The sequence below is a fragment of the uncultured Clostridium sp. genome (genome assembly GCF_963515715.1).
Taxonomy (GTDB): Bacteria; Bacillota; Clostridia; order Clostridiales; family Clostridiaceae; genus Clostridium_AW.
In genome coordinates, this window is record NZ_CAUPZS010000005.1 from 83,420 (window position 1) to 98,375 (window position 14,956).

Below are 14,956 nucleotides of genomic sequence, written 5' to 3' on the forward strand. Positions count from 1 at the left end.
TATCATTCTCCCTTGTCGGATTTTCTAATAACCTCCACTGTCCATTTTGATAGTTCACTTATTTTTAATTTCTCCATAGTTCTAACATAGGTTATTAAATCATCACCAATTGGTTGAAACCACTTTTCGTCTATTCCTTTTAAACCATGCATTATACCATATATGGTAGCTATCTGTGCGGCATTACAGTCAACATCTTGTCCTGCCATAGATATTATATTCATTGTTTTATCAAAATCATTTCCACCAAAATATAAAGCTACAACTTCTGCTGCCGCATTTGGATATGCGTGAATCCAGTTATACATTTTGTACTTTTCTTCACAAGGTTTCCATGCATCTCTCCAATTATTACTATTCTTACATTGATTATATGCAAACTCTATTACTGAATAGTACTCTGAATCCTTTGGTATCATTTCTATAGTTTTACTTAGTATAGTTTTCACATCATTTTCAACAAAGGCTAAAGATACCAATACTGCATTAAATATTTCTCCTATTACACCATTGTTATGATGAGAAATTACACCATCAATCCAAGCAAGTCTAGCCGCTTCTTCTGGATTTCCTGGAGCAACCATTCCGCATATAGCACCTCTCATTTGCGCTCCTATCCATTCACGGTAATAGTTATTAAATTCACCACTGTAAGGAGGATATATTCCCCCCTTAATATTTCTTAATGCAATATCTTCAGCTGACCAACCTAACGGAATAAGTCCAACCCATTCTTCTGCTATATCTGATGAAGTAACTTCATAACCCTTTTCATCAAAAGCTTTTAAAAATGCTAGTTCATATGTTATATCATCATTATAGGTATTTGGCTTTCTGACATAATATTTTACATCTCCAAAAGTCTTTTCAATGTTCTCAGTAGTATACCCCTCTATAGCTGTCCCTAATGCTCCTGCACATATTTGAGCTATCCATCCCGCTAATATCTTTTCTTCAAAGTCTTCTCTTGATATATCGTATTTATCATACTGATAGAATTTTACTGAATTTTTGTATTCTTCCCAAGTGGAATATATTTTATATTTCCAATAAGGTGAGCTCATATCCTTTTTAGAATTGTTCAGTTCATAATAAACTCTAGCAGTTATTTTACTCAATTCAACTATATTATTTTCTTCTAAAGCTTTAAGTCCAAGAGGAATTAACTTTTCTGCCTCTTCTACACTGTATCCCATATTTTCCATGGACTGAATAGCTCCTATTATAACCCTCTCTGGGGCAAATGATCCTGGAACATTGCTCTTCCAAACTAACTTAATCATTGTCTCTATATATTCTTCTGCATGTTCTGCTCCCGTACTCCAAGTCTGATCTTCCTCACTTAATATTACAGGCATAGCATTTTGCATTAACTCATGTTCCATTTCCCAAGCCTTTTTCATAATTATTCCTCCTTAATATATAACTTTATTTGTACCTTTTCCCTTATCTAGTATATTCTTAGAGGTCGTCTCAATCTCTTTCCACAATAGTTGATTTTTAAAAACTATGGCTCCATCTTTTTTTATAAATTTTCCATCAACCATTGAATGAACTATATTTTTGCTTTCACCGCTATAAATTATAGATGCTAGTGGATTATAATTTGGGTAGGTATTACTTTTATTTAAATCCCATATAAGCAAATCTGCATTAAATCCTTCTTTTACTTCTCCAGTATTAAAGCTTAATGCGTTGTGCCCCCTCATTAAAATTTTCCACATATCTTTTAGTTTAAAATCTTCCGCTCTATTCTCTAATTTGCCAACCAGTGCAAATAACCTTAACTGTTCTAAAGGACTTAGTGTATTTGAGCTTGCCCCTCCATCTGTTCCTATGCATAATGGCAGCTCATTATATCTACTAAAAACATTACCTCTTCCCATTCCTAATTTCATATAAGTCTTAGGACATATTGCAAAGAAAGTATTTTTATTTATGTATTTAAAATCCTCTTCCTTAACCCATAGACCATGAGCGATTATCAAAGGAAGATTAAATCCACCCGCTTCATTTAGCATTTGAAAAGGAGTTTTTCCATATTCACTTAAACTATTTATTACCTGTTCTTCTGTTTCAGATACATGTATGTGTAATCCTATTTTAAGCTCTTCTGCCTTCTCTACTATTCTCTTTAGTTTATCAGGTGGACAAGTATAAGGGGCATGTGGTCCCATTCTTAAGTTAAGCCTACTGCTTTCATGCCTTCTCTTTTCTATGAGCTCGGAAGCTTCATTTAGCATATCTTCAAAGTTATCAGCTAATCCAAATACTGTTGGTGCTATATCTCCTCTAATGCCACTTTTTATAACTGCATCACAAATCTTATCTGCAAAAAAGTAGTGATCTGCAAAAGCTGTAACTCCATTGTCTATCATTTCGCTTATTCCTAACAATGCTCCATAATATATATCCATAGGGGTAAGTTTACTTTCATAAGGAAATATTTCTACATTGAACCAATCATTAATATTTACATCCTCAGCTAACCCTTTTAGTATATTCATTGGCACATGAGAATGTAAATTTACGAATCCAGGTGTTATATAGTGATCTTTACATTGAATTACTTCTTTAGCACCTTCTTCATATTCTTTTGATACTTTCTCTATTTTTCCATCCCTTATGTATAAATGTACCTTCTCTTCCATATTACCTTCACTATGTATTATGTTGCCATCTTTTAAGACTGTATCCCACTTATGATAACCCTTAAGCATACTCTCTCATCATCCCTTTGAGCATTTCTACAAATCTTTCCCTATCGGCTCCTAGAGCAACTTCCACATTAGGCTTGTTTTTAGTAACATCATATATGTCTACTACTGTCTTGCCATAAGTTAACTCTCCCTTGGTCTCTATGGATACATAATATTTTTTCTTGCTAATTATTGTAGGATCGATAACAGCAGCCACTGCTAAAGCATCATGAATAACTGCCCCTTCTGTTCCATAAAATTTACATATTTTTAAACAGGATTGAAGTAATTCTTTTACTACTGCTGCTACTCTATTATCACCACTAATTATTTCATCTATTTCCTCTTCTAGAACAACAGCTTTATGAGTTGCGTCTAAGCCAACCATTGTAAGAGGTATACCTGATTTAAATACTATGTCTGCCGCTTCAGCATCCACATATATATTAAATTCTGCTGCTGGGGTAGTATTACCTATATAGCAAGCTCCTCCCATAAGGGTTATTCTCTCTATTTTATCTTTTAAATCAGGGTATTTCATTAAAGCAATGGCTATATTAGTAAGAGGTGCTAAGGTAATAATGTTTAATTTACCCTCAAATTTAATAGCTTCCTCATATATAGTATCCCATGCATTTTTTTCATATAACTCAATGTTTCCTTTAGGTAATTTTACTGAAGCAAGACCTGAAACGCCATGTACCCACTCTGCTGTTTCTAACTCTCTAAGTAATGGGCCTGAAGCACCCTTTGAAATCTTTACATTTTTACCAAAATAGCTTACTAAATCCAAAGCATTTTTAGTAGTTTTTTTCAAAGGTATGTTGCCACCTACTGAAGTCACGGCTCTTATATCTAACTTATCTGATGAAAAGGCCAAACATAATGCTATAGCATCATCTACACCAGGATCAGTGTCAATGATAACCGGTATCTTCATATTATTCCCTCCTTAGTTATACTGTTGCAGAGCTTCCACTAGCATATCTACAAATCTTTCTCTATCTATATCAAATGCCACATCCACATTTTTTTCTTTCTTTAAAACATCATAATAATCTACTACTGTAGCACCTAAAGTATGTTCACCCTTTGTTTCAATTGCTACATGTAACTTCTTTGTAGTTATAATAGATGGATCTATTACCCATGCTACGGCACATGGATCATGTAAAGGACTTCCCTCAAATCCCATTTGACCATGAAATTTAGAGAAGAAATCTAAAAGTTCTGCTACCATGACTGCAACTTTTCCACCCAAGTCTCTTATTCTATCGATATCTTCCTGGTATATTAGAGCCTTATGAGTTACATCTAAGCCACACATTGTTATAGGTATTCCTGACTTAAATACTATATCTGCGGCTTCTGGATCCACAAGTATATTAAACTCCGCTGCTGGAGTCCAATTTCCTCCGAAGCAAGCTCCTCCCATTAATGAGATTCTTTCAATCTTTCCCTTTAATTCTGGATAACATAAAAGAAATTTAGCAATATTAGTTAATGCTCCTGTTGGTATTAAAGTAACTTTTTCTTCACTCTCTTTAACTATTTTTGCTATAAGCTCCACTGCTGGTATCTCATGTTCTTTTAGTGTTGGTTCTGGAAGTTCAGGACCGTCTAGTCCACTGTCTCCATGTACTTCAGGCGCAATTATAAGGTCTCTCATAAGAGGTTTATCGCTTCCTCTTCCTACTGGCACATCTATCCCTGCAAAACTTAATACTTTTAGTGCATTATTTAAAGTTTTTTCTTGAGTTTGATTTCCTGCCACTATAGTTACAGCCTTTACATCTAATTTTTTATTTGCAAAAGCTAGTAAAAGAGCTATTGCATCATCATGACCTGGATCACAATCCATAATTACTGGTATACGCATAATTATTTCCTCCTAATTTTTTTAGTTTTATTTGCCTGTTGAGCTGAATATATAACTAAGCCCAATATAGTAGTTAAATAAGGCACCATTTGAACAAACTCTGCTGGTACTCTTAAGGACTGCATTACATTAGATAAAGCATCTGCAAATCCAAATATTAGAGAAGCTAAAAAGGTTCCCATAGGAGTTCCCCTACCCATAGCCTCAGCGGCTAAAGCTATAAATCCTCTTCCAGCAGTCATATCTCTTGAGAACCAAGAAACATAACCCATGGACATATATGCTCCCCCTAAGGATGCAAAAACGCCGCTTAACAATAGAGCTAAATATTGTATCTTTTTAACACTAATACCAACAGAATCTGCTGCGTTTTCATTTTCTCCTACCGCTCTTATCTTCAACCCCAATGGAGTCTTATATAAGAGGATATTTACTATTACTACTGATAATAAAGATATATAAGTCAATACGTTGTGTCCTGATAGGACTTGTCCTAACACAGGTATTTTATTTAATAATGGTATAGATATCTCTGGAGCAACCATACTCTTTAAAGAAATAGAAATTCCTTTATCTTTAGCTGCCAAATATAAAAGAAAGACAGTTCCTCCACTGGCAAGTAGATTTAATGCTATACCTGTTAAAATAATATCTGATTTAAGATTGAGTGAAAAATATGCCAGAAGTAACGACATTAACATTCCCACTATTACTGCACAAATAATACCCACTAAGGCACTTTGACTAAAGGCGCTGGTAACTACACCCGCCAAAGCGGCTGAAAGCATTATACCCTCTAAACCTATGTTTATAACTCCTGCCTTATTTGATATTAAAGCTGCTAACGAAGCAAAAAGTATTGGAGTTGTAACTCTTAATATTGCATATCCAAAGCTTGCTGAGAATATTATTGAAAAAAGATTTTCCATTTACTTTCCCTCCTTAACAGCTAGTTTTTCTTGTGAATCCTTAACAATTTTTTGATGTTTCCATTTTGCTAAGAATCTATTTGCTGCTATAAGCATAATTATAATCGCCTGAATAACTGCTATTACTTCACTTGGCACATCGGTCATTCTAGCCATTATATCTGCTCCCACTCTTAAATATGCTAAAAACAATGCGCCTATTGGTATGAATAAAGGATTATTTCTAGCTAAAATAGCTACTATTATTCCGTCAAAACCGTATCCAGGCAAGCTTTGCCATTGAAATCTCTGGTACATTCCAAGTATCTCTGTGGCTCCACCTAAACCTGCAATAAATCCCCCTAGCACCTGTGAATATAAAATTACTCTCTTAGTATTAATGCCAGAGTATTCAGCAAAGTTTTTATTTAATCCAGTCATTCTTAATGCATATCCCCATTTTGATCTATACATAAATAAATAAGTTAAAATTACAAATAAAATTGCTATAAATATACCTAAATGAATTCTTGTTCCTGGAACTATCTTGTTTAAAACCGCTGTAGGATTAAAAACATATGAAGCCATCATACCTGCATTAGGGTCTCTCAATACATTGTTAATTACATATATACCCATGTATAAACAAACGTAATTAAGCATTAGAGATGAAACCAACTCATCTGCATTCCATTTTGTTTTTAATACTCCCGGTATTAATCCTGTTAAAGCTCCTATCAAACCTCCAAATAGTATAGCTACAATTGGATGGATGCCAATAGGTAGCATCACCTTAACTGCTATAAATGAAGCTGCTACTCCTCCTATAAAAAAGGCACCTTCAGTTATCATATTGAATTGTTTTGCTTGAAACATTACACAAACAGATAATCCCGAAAAAATAAATGGTATAGACATTTCAATCATATTACCAAAACGTCTAAGAGACGAGAAAGGTCCTGTTAAGAATGTAGCTAATGCCTCTAATGGTTGTTTGCTTATTCCTAAAATAATTAAAAACGCTAAGGACATCGCTAATAAAATAGCTACAAAGGTTCTTATTATTTCAAATTGTGCTTCTATCTTTTTACTACTCATTCATAGCCCTCCTTATCTCTTCAGGAGATTGTTTATTTATTCCTAGCATATATGTTCCTAATTCCTCCTCTGTAACTTTAGAGCTATCTTTAAAATACGCTACAATTTCTCCACCATACATTACCATTAGGCTGTCACTAAGTTCCATGACTTCATTTAAATCCGCAGATACTAACAATATACCTGTCTTTTCATCTCTTAGTTCAACTAATTTTTTATGTATAAATTCTGTAGCACCTACATCTATTCCTCTCGTTGGCTGATTAGCAATAATAAGCTTTGGAGAAGATGAAAACTCTCTTGCTACTACAACCTTTTGTATATTTCCTCCTGATAGCATCTTAATAGGCTGATTTGCTCCATCACACTTTACTTTATAGTCACTTATAAGTTCTTTAACCATTGCACGAATTTTCCCAATATTTAGTAAATGCCCTTTGTTTAATTCCTTACTTCCAACCCTATCTGAGATAATATTCTCTTCAATGCTTGCTTCACCAGCAACACCATAAGTCATTCTATCTTCAGATATATGAGATGTTCCTAGTTCTCTTATTTGTTTTATATTTAAATTTTTAATATTATTGTCATCTATCAATATTTCGCCATTATCATATTTTTTTAATCCGGTGATTAATTCAATTAATTCTCTTTGGCCATTGCCTTCTACTCCGGCTATTCCCAATATTTCTCCTTTTCTAAGAGAAAAATTTATGTCTTTAAGTATATCTTTTCCTGTATCATCTACAAGATTAATTCCATTTACCTTTAAAACTGTTTCTGTAGGTTTGCTTGGTCTCTTTTCTATCTTTAAAATTACATCACGACCTACCATTAACTTAGAAATGTCTTCTTGTGACACTTTTTTTACATCGTAAACTCCTACACTTCTTCCCCCTCTTAGAATTGTTATTCTATCACATATTTCTTTTATTTCTTTTAATTTGTGAGAAATAAAAATTATAGTATGTCCTTTATCTTTTAATGTTACTAGTTCTGCAAATAATTCCTTTGTCTCTTGTGGGGTTAATACAGCTGTAGGCTCATCTAGTATTAATACTTCCGCTCCTCTAAGCAGCGCTTTAAGTATTTCCACCTTTTGCTTTATTCCAACGGGTAAATCTGCAACCTTAGCCCTAGGGTCAACTAAAAGATTGTACTTCTTTGATATTTCTTCAGTGATATTTATTGCTTTTTCAAAGTCAATAAATCCATTTTTTCTTGGCTCTACACCTAAAACCATATTTTCTGCTACTGTAAGTGAAGGAACAAGCATAAAATGTTGATGAACCATACCTATTCCATTTTTTATTGCTGTATTAGGTGAATCAATTTTTATTTTTTCGCCTTTTAGATAAATATCTCCCTCTTCAGGATTTTCAAGACCAAATAATATTTTCATTAAAGTACTCTTACCTGCTCCGTTTTCACCCATAAGTGCATGTATTTCTCCAGCATTAACAGAAAAATTTACATTTTTGTTTGCTACCATACCATTTGGATATACCTTGGTTATGTTCTCCATTTTCAATATTTCTCCTGACAAATCCTTCACCTCTACTCTCATGATTTTTCTTATTAAACTATATGCACTGGAGTTATCCAGTGCATATATAGTTTGTTTATGTTAAGGTTTTACTGAATTTCTTATTTCGTTAAGATCTTTTGTATCCATTCCAATAGCTGAATCAACCTTTATTTCTCCATCTACTATTTTCTTTGAAAGATCTTCTATGTACTTTCTCATATCTTCTGGAACATTTTTATTGTAATATTCATTTGTTGCTAATCCAACAGCCTCTTCCTTTATTCCTAGAGATTCTGCTGTACCCCATGGTAATTTTCCTTGTGCTTCAAGTTCTATAGCTCTTACTAATGAATTGTCAACTCTCTTTAAAACTGAGCTCATTATTAAGTTTGCTTTTTCTTCATCATCTTTAAATAACATAGCTTGGTCTGAGTCAACACCTATGGCATATTTCTTTTGTATTTTAGCTGCATCTAATGCACCTAATCCTGCTTGAGAAGCAACTGGAAATACTACATCAACCTTCTGGTTAAATTGAGCTAACGCCATTTCCTTAGCTTTTGCACTGTTAAAGAAGTCTGCAACATAAGAAATAGCAACCTTAATTTCTGGATCTACATATTGAGCACCTCTAATGTATCCAACAAGGAAGTCATTTATAACTGGTATATCAGATCCACCAACGAATCCTATTAATTTATCCTTGTTAGCTAATTCCATATCAGAGGAAGTGATTTTTGCAGCTAGTGCTCCTGCTAAAAATGATCCTTCATTTTGATTGTAGTTTATTGAGTATACGTTTTTGAATTCTCCTTTTGAATAATCTACTGAAGAATCAAATAATATGTACTTTTTCTCTGGGTACTGTGGCGCTATCTTCTGTAAGTATTCTTGCATCTGCCATGTACCAACGATTATTATATCCCAATCTTCTTCGGATACATCTGCTAATGTAGGCTCCCACTTTGTCTGATCTGGTCCTATTTCTACTACTTTTGTTTCTGCATTAAATTTTTCTTTTATTTGTTTTACCCCTTCATTTGCTGAATCAAAAAAGGACTTGTCTCCTAAATTACCATTAAGCAATAATGCTATTTTTAATGGCTTATCCTTTGAACCATCTTTAGAAGCTTGTCCTTCTGAATTTTTGCTACCACATCCTGTTAATGTTAATGTGGTAAACATCAAAATACTTAGCATTAACGATAATATTTTTTTCATCTTTACCCCTCCATTTGATAAAACGTTTTACTAAAACGTTTACTTAATGCTTTGTACCTATTATAAGTGTTTTTATATCATATTTCAATATTAATTTTTCTTATAATATAAATTTCACATTATAAAAATAATTATTTGATATTATATACCTTAATGTAACTAAAATTAACTTTGTTTATAATTCTAAGGATTTTAGAATTTCTAAAATCCCTAGAATAAATTCTCTGTTTTTAACTCTTAATTAATTCATACATATTTATCTAGTCCTTCAGCTTCCTTTAATTCTGTTACTAAATGTTTTATCTCCTGATCCTTATTTTTATCCATAACTAAAATAACATCTCCTGCATCTACTATAATTAAATCTTTTACTCCAAATCCTATCACCAATTTTTCGCCACCAAATACTATGCAATTGTCACTTTGTTCCATAAATGCATTTCCTGTTACATTATTTCCCCGGAAATTTTTTAAAAATCTAGAAAGCGACATAAAGGTTCCTATATCGTCCCATTCAAATTCACATTTTATCACATAAGCTTTTCGAGTTTTTTGCATTATACCAAAATCCACAGAAATACCTTCTATCAGATCGTATTCTTCTCTAATTACATCCTCTTCTTTTTCTGTTCCGAGATTAGAATACATATTCATCATACTTCTATACATTTTAGGTAAATACCTTTCCATCTCTCTAAGATATACATCTGCTCTCCAAACAAACATTCCACTATTCCATAAATACGTACCCTTTGAAATTAAATCTTTTGCTACTTCTAGGTTAGGCTTTTCTAGAAATCTCTCTACTCTATAGGAAGCTATGTCCCCAGTAATTCTTTCTCCAACTTGTATATACCCATATCCTGTTTCTGGTCTTGTTGGAGGAACGCCAATTGTAATAAGCCCTCTTCTTCTTTCCACTGTTTCTACTGCCTGAGAAATAGTGTCCATAAACATCTTTTCATTTTCTATATAATGATCTGAAGGAAGCACTACCATTATAGCATCCTTATCTTTTTTCAATAATTTTATGGCTGATAGCCCTATACATGTTGCAGTTTCTTTATTTGAAGGTTCAACAAAAATATTTTCCTTTTTAATCTCCGGCAACTCCTCAGTTACTTTATCAAGATATTTTTCATTAGTAACTACAAAAATATTTTCCTTGCTGACTAAAGGTTTTATTCTATCCACTGTATTTCTTAAAAAGCTTTTATTATTAATTATTTCAAGAAATTGCTTTGGATTTTTATCTCTAGACAACGGATATAGCCTAGTCCCTTTACCACCTGCAAGAATTAAAGCATATAACAAAAACACCACTCCGTTTTATTGTTCATAAATATATATTATGAACAATAAAACGGAGTGGTGAATTAAAATATAAATTCTCTTATAAATGTAAATATTTTATCAAACAACTCTTAACTCTTTAGAGTTTTTCTGAGAAACAATACCTTTAACTTCTAGTGATGAGTGCACCTCCTTCATAAGCTTCTCTGGTCTTCTATAGAATTCTATATTTCTTACCTCTATAATATGCCACCCTAAAGTTTTTAACTTAAATTTATCTTCATACACCTCGCTCCAGTTTGATCTACTATTCTTCCATTCATCACTACATATAATAGCTACTTTATTTTTTAAATTCTCTAATATAAAGTCTACTTTAATTCCTCCTATCTTCAAATTAAGGTATGGGTTAAAGCCCATATTGCATAGCCTATTATATACTTCTTTTTGAATATCAGAATAGAATACATATTCTACTTTATCCTTCTCCTTTTTATAATCTTTATAGTTTAAACAATAATTTAGAAGAGAGTATCTAACGCAATCCTTATTTAAAGTTTGTACATCTATTGAGTAAAAAACCCACATTTGATTTTTAGCTCTAGATGCTGCTACATTAAACCTTCTAATGTCCGAATCTTTTGTTAATGAAGCAAACTTTATGTTTTCCCCTACAACCATAGATAAAAACATTACATCTCTCTCATCTCCTTGAAAGGAATAAGCATCTCCACATATTATTTTTCTTTTTACCATCTCCTCTTCTCCAATTTTTTCTCTCAATCTCCCCTCAATATACTGTGCTTGTTCCTCACCTAATAGAGATATCACCCCCATTGTCATTCCTCTATAATTTCTATCTTTGCAAAGTTCATATATCTTTTCTACAATAGCCTCCCCTTCTTTAATATTTATGACCTTTTTTTCATCTCTCCTTCCCTCTTCTATCTTTATAGCATTTATTGCAGGTTCTAATCTTTCATACTTATAGGCATATCTTAATGGCGTTATTTCACCTGAATAACAATACTTATTACTAAACTCTACTATTTCTTCTACACACCTAAAATGTTCCTTAAGTACTATCCTTGCAGGAAACACCCTTAGAGCTGTATCGTAAAGGCTTGTTTGTAAATCAAACCATTCTCCATGTGGAATTTCTTTTAAATATGTATTTATTATTTTTCTTACCTTTCCTTGATCTACGCCTACCGCTTCAGGACTTATCTGTCTATCATCTCCAACAATTACAGCTCTCTCTGCTCTCATAAGTCCACATAAAGAAAATATATTACTTTGACTGCTTTCATCAAATATAATTACATCAAACTTATTACTTGACACATCTATGTTCTCTATCACCTTATCTAAAGGCATTATCCATACGGGGATAATTTCCTTACAGTTGTTTAATTCTTTTTGAGCTGACTTTACATACTCATCTACATATTTTCCTTTACCTTTCCCAATTCTCTTTACTGACTGAATCCATGTAAACAAACTTCTTTTTTCACTCTCTGATATTTTAGAAATTTGATTATACCAAGTCTTTTTGCATATGATTTCTTTAATAATTTGTCTTTCTTTTTCTTTCTCATTTTCTAACTTTTCTTCTAATTCAATTTTATTAATTTCTTCTAACTTATCTAAAACAGAGTTCCATTTTCTCCATCTCCATGCCCTGTTCCAATTATTTAATTTATCTATATTCCCCTTCAATAGCTTCTTATATAATTTAGGACATGTTTCCTTTACTCTACATGAAATATTATCCATATGAACTATAGAGGATTTAATATTTTTCAAATTGCAAACTTCTTCATAAGCCATTTTTAATTCGTCTATATTTAATTCCTCAATTGTATGTATTAATTCTTTAAATTCCCCATAATTATTTAACATGTTATTTATACAATTTATTTTTGCATCTAATTCTCTATACTCATATATTTCTTTTATTGACTTTAAACGCTCTTTTAACCTTGTAAAAGTAGATTCTTCGTACCAATCTAAATTTGATGGATATTTTATATCTCCTAAGGAATTACTTATTTCTAACCTTACTTTTTCATTCCAATTTACTATGGTTTTTATACTCATCATGTATTTCTCTAGTGTGATCATGCCCTCATTACAGTCTTTATTTATTGTTAAATTATTATACATTTTAAAGGTATTATTCCAAAGACTTATACTATTTTCTTCTATGGACTTTTCCTCCATATACAACTTAATTATTAAACCTTGAGACAAATTTTCTAAAGGCATACCATCTACAAAAGAATTATCCAGTATATATCTGCATTCCTTATTCATCATATAAAACAGCTTAGATATTCTTCCTCTTTTAATTAATTCTTTATATATTTTTTCATATTGCATTTTCAAATCAATGAAATCTATCTTTTCTGGTAAAGATATGTTGCTATTGTTTATTTCTTTTCTTATATTCTTTATTCTATTAATGTTATTTTCCCATTTTATTAACAAATTAAATAAATTATCTTTTATAAAATCACTGTTATTATAAATTTTAAGAATCTCTCCTAAGCCTGCATCATTTATTTTTACAATTTCATTTATGGCATAATCTATAGTTTTCATAGCCCTATTATAGTCAAATGTCTTTTTACAATATATTCCCCATCCTTGTAAGGACTCTATATTATTTTCATATTTTTCTTTTAGTTTTATATAGTCTGACATTATTTTATAAAGTTCCTCGTAAGATGGAATTTGGTCTATTATAGGCAGAATATTGCTATATTTATGAAAATTATTATTTCCCATCTTTTTTATACATAATTTCAAGCTTTCAAATTCTTCTTCTGATAGAGGAGATTTCATATCAATATCTATATAATCTTCAATCCAAGAATATTCTTCTTCATTTTCTTTAATCCACTTTGCAATATCAGCTAAAGTATAATCATTTCCGCAATAACTTATTATTTCTCTTTCTCTTCTATCTAAATTCTTTAATTGTTCAATTACGTCATTTATGCTTTTTCTACAGTTGTTTAAATCTTTTTCTAAAGATATTAACTCATCATATAAAATCCTTGGGTTTACAGACATATTATCTGTTATAACTCTCACTGAATCTTCTAGTTCTTTTAATTCTCTAGAGTCACTACCTAATAAGCTTATACATAAAGGTCTTATCTCCTCAGGAATTTTATCTTCTAGAACTTTCAGAGCTCTCCCTCTTTCACTAGTTACTAATACCCTCTTACCATGAGCTAATAAGTGACATATTAAATTGGCAATAGTATGGCTTTTCCCCGTACCTGGTGCCCCTTGAACTACCACACCATAATTCTCCGCCAATGCCCTAGCTACTTCTTTTTGTTCTCTATTGGATGGTAATGGAAATAATATATCCTCTTTTAAATTCATCCATTCTTCATTATTTTCTTCAACTACATCCTCTTCTACTAAAGCTGTTAATGATTTAGGTATAGATGTTCCATTATCCAATTCACGCACTATTTTTTTTATATCTTCTTTCCATAAGTTTGTATTTATTTCTCTTATTATTATTAATCCCTCATTTATTATTGAGGGCTTGTCCTTAATTGTTAATTCCCTACATCCGCAACTATATATATTCTCTTCTTTTTTACAAATATTATTTTTTTCCACAGCATCTAATATTACATTGTAATATTTTCTTATATTATCATGGCAAAAATATTCTTTGCCTCCCTGCAATTCCTTTTCTAAGTTTATTATAGATTCAAATTCTACTTCTAATCCTTGGAAAAATTGAAGTTCTAAATTTACGCTATTATTTAATCTTAAATAAAATTTTTCCACCTCTGGTCGAAAGTCTAGTTCAACAGGTGTAGTAAATATAGGATGTATAACTTTTTTTCCATCAATAATACATGCAAATAAATCACTTGCATATATAATTTCAAGATTGTTATTACTTTTCTCGAATTGAATATATAGTTTAAATAAATAATCATATATATTTTTAGCCTTTTTGCTTATTACTATATAACAATCATCAGTTTTGTCTTTATGTAAAGTACAACCCTCAGTTTCAATAATCTGATTATCCCAAAAAATTTTGTTATATCCTTTAACATCTCTAATTATATCTTCATTAATACTTTTTAAATTTAACAGATAATTAAATACATTTTTAACATTAGTTCTAGCTTCCATATATTCATACCCCCAAACAAACATCAAAATATATGTATATTACTTTTATGTTAAATTATACCATTAACTTGTTTCTATTTCAAAATTTTCATTGTACATTATGTTTTCATTAATGACAAACTCTAACACCTAAAATGAAAAAACACAGTACATA

General features: G+C 31.4%; 10 protein-coding genes. All 10 read right to left on the reverse strand.

Going from position 1 to position 14,956, the window contains the following annotated elements:
- Positions 1 to 2 precede the first annotated feature (2 nt).
- Complete coding sequence (locus tag RYO54_RS05980; RefSeq protein ID WP_315116684.1) at positions 3 to 1,403, reverse strand: ADP-ribosylglycohydrolase family protein; 1,401 nt, start codon at positions 1,401 to 1,403, stop codon at positions 3 to 5.
- A 12-nt stretch (positions 1,404 to 1,415) separates the two neighbouring features.
- Positions 1,416 to 2,720: an amidohydrolase family protein gene (locus RYO54_RS05985; RefSeq protein WP_315116686.1), complete on the reverse strand. Its 1,305-nt coding sequence runs from the start codon at positions 2,718 to 2,720 to the stop codon at positions 1,416 to 1,418.
- Positions 2,713 to 3,639: a nucleoside hydrolase gene (locus RYO54_RS05990; RefSeq protein ID WP_315116687.1), complete on the reverse strand. Its 927-nt coding sequence runs from the start codon at positions 3,637 to 3,639 to the stop codon at positions 2,713 to 2,715. Before RYO54_RS05990 ends, RYO54_RS05985 begins: the two co-directional genes overlap by 8 nt.
- 12 nt (positions 3,640 to 3,651) lie before the next feature.
- Entirely contained in the window at positions 3,652 to 4,578 is a 927-nt protein-coding gene (gene rihA / locus RYO54_RS05995; protein ID WP_315116689.1) for a pyrimidine-specific ribonucleoside hydrolase RihA, read from the reverse strand.
- Between the two features lie 2 nt (positions 4,579 to 4,580).
- Positions 4,581 to 5,507 carry an ABC transporter permease gene (locus tag RYO54_RS06000; RefSeq protein ID WP_315116692.1) on the reverse strand — a complete coding sequence of 309 codons (927 nt, stop codon included), beginning with the start codon at positions 5,505 to 5,507 and terminating at the stop codon, positions 4,581 to 4,583.
- Positions 5,508 to 6,584 (reverse strand): ABC transporter permease, encoded by a 1,077-nt coding sequence (locus RYO54_RS06005; protein WP_315116694.1) that lies wholly within the window; start codon positions 6,582 to 6,584, stop codon positions 5,508 to 5,510.
- Complete coding sequence (locus tag RYO54_RS06010) at positions 6,577 to 8,139, reverse strand: ABC transporter ATP-binding protein (protein ID WP_399549137.1); 1,563 nt, start codon at positions 8,137 to 8,139, stop codon at positions 6,577 to 6,579. The genes RYO54_RS06005 and RYO54_RS06010 overlap by 8 nt, the downstream gene beginning before the upstream one ends.
- Before the next feature lie 72 nt (positions 8,140 to 8,211).
- A complete protein-coding gene (locus RYO54_RS06015) occupies positions 8,212 to 9,333 on the reverse strand; it encodes a BMP family ABC transporter substrate-binding protein (RefSeq protein ID WP_315116696.1) in 1,122 nt (373 codons plus the stop codon).
- 246 nt (positions 9,334 to 9,579) lie between these two features.
- Positions 9,580 to 10,647, reverse strand: coding sequence for a mannose-1-phosphate guanylyltransferase (locus RYO54_RS06020; protein ID WP_315116698.1), 1,068 nt, complete (start codon positions 10,645 to 10,647; stop codon positions 9,580 to 9,582).
- A gap of 99 nt (positions 10,648 to 10,746) precedes the next feature.
- The gene (locus RYO54_RS06025) at positions 10,747 to 14,802 is read right to left on the reverse strand and encodes an AAA domain-containing protein (RefSeq protein ID WP_315116699.1); all 4,056 of its coding nucleotides are present in this window, start codon (positions 14,800 to 14,802) and stop codon (positions 10,747 to 10,749) included.
- Positions 14,803 to 14,956 lie beyond the last annotated feature (154 nt).

Bases quoted from the DNA above. Each gene is read 5' to 3' on its own strand.
- RYO54_RS05980 (WP_315116684.1), bottom strand. From the start codon at position 1,403: ATGAAAAAGGCTTGGGAAATGGAACATGAGTTAATGCAAAATGCTATG.
- RYO54_RS05985 (WP_315116686.1), bottom strand. From the start codon at position 2,720: ATGCTTAAGGGTTATCATAAGTGGGATACAGTCTTAAAAGATGGCAAC.
- RYO54_RS05990 (WP_315116687.1), bottom strand. From the start codon at position 3,639: ATGAAGATACCGGTTATCATTGACACTGATCCTGGTGTAGATGATGCT.
- rihA (WP_315116689.1), bottom strand. From the start codon at position 4,578: ATGCGTATACCAGTAATTATGGATTGTGATCCAGGTCATGATGATGCA.
- RYO54_RS06000 (WP_315116692.1), bottom strand. From the start codon at position 5,507: ATGGAAAATCTTTTTTCAATAATATTCTCAGCAAGCTTTGGATATGCA.
- RYO54_RS06005 (WP_315116694.1), bottom strand. From the start codon at position 6,584: ATGAGTAGTAAAAAGATAGAAGCACAATTTGAAATAATAAGAACCTTT.
- RYO54_RS06015 (WP_315116696.1), bottom strand. From the start codon at position 9,333: ATGAAAAAAATATTATCGTTAATGCTAAGTATTTTGATGTTTACCACA.
- RYO54_RS06025 (WP_315116699.1), bottom strand. From the start codon at position 14,802: ATGGAAGCTAGAACTAATGTTAAAAATGTATTTAATTATCTGTTAAAT.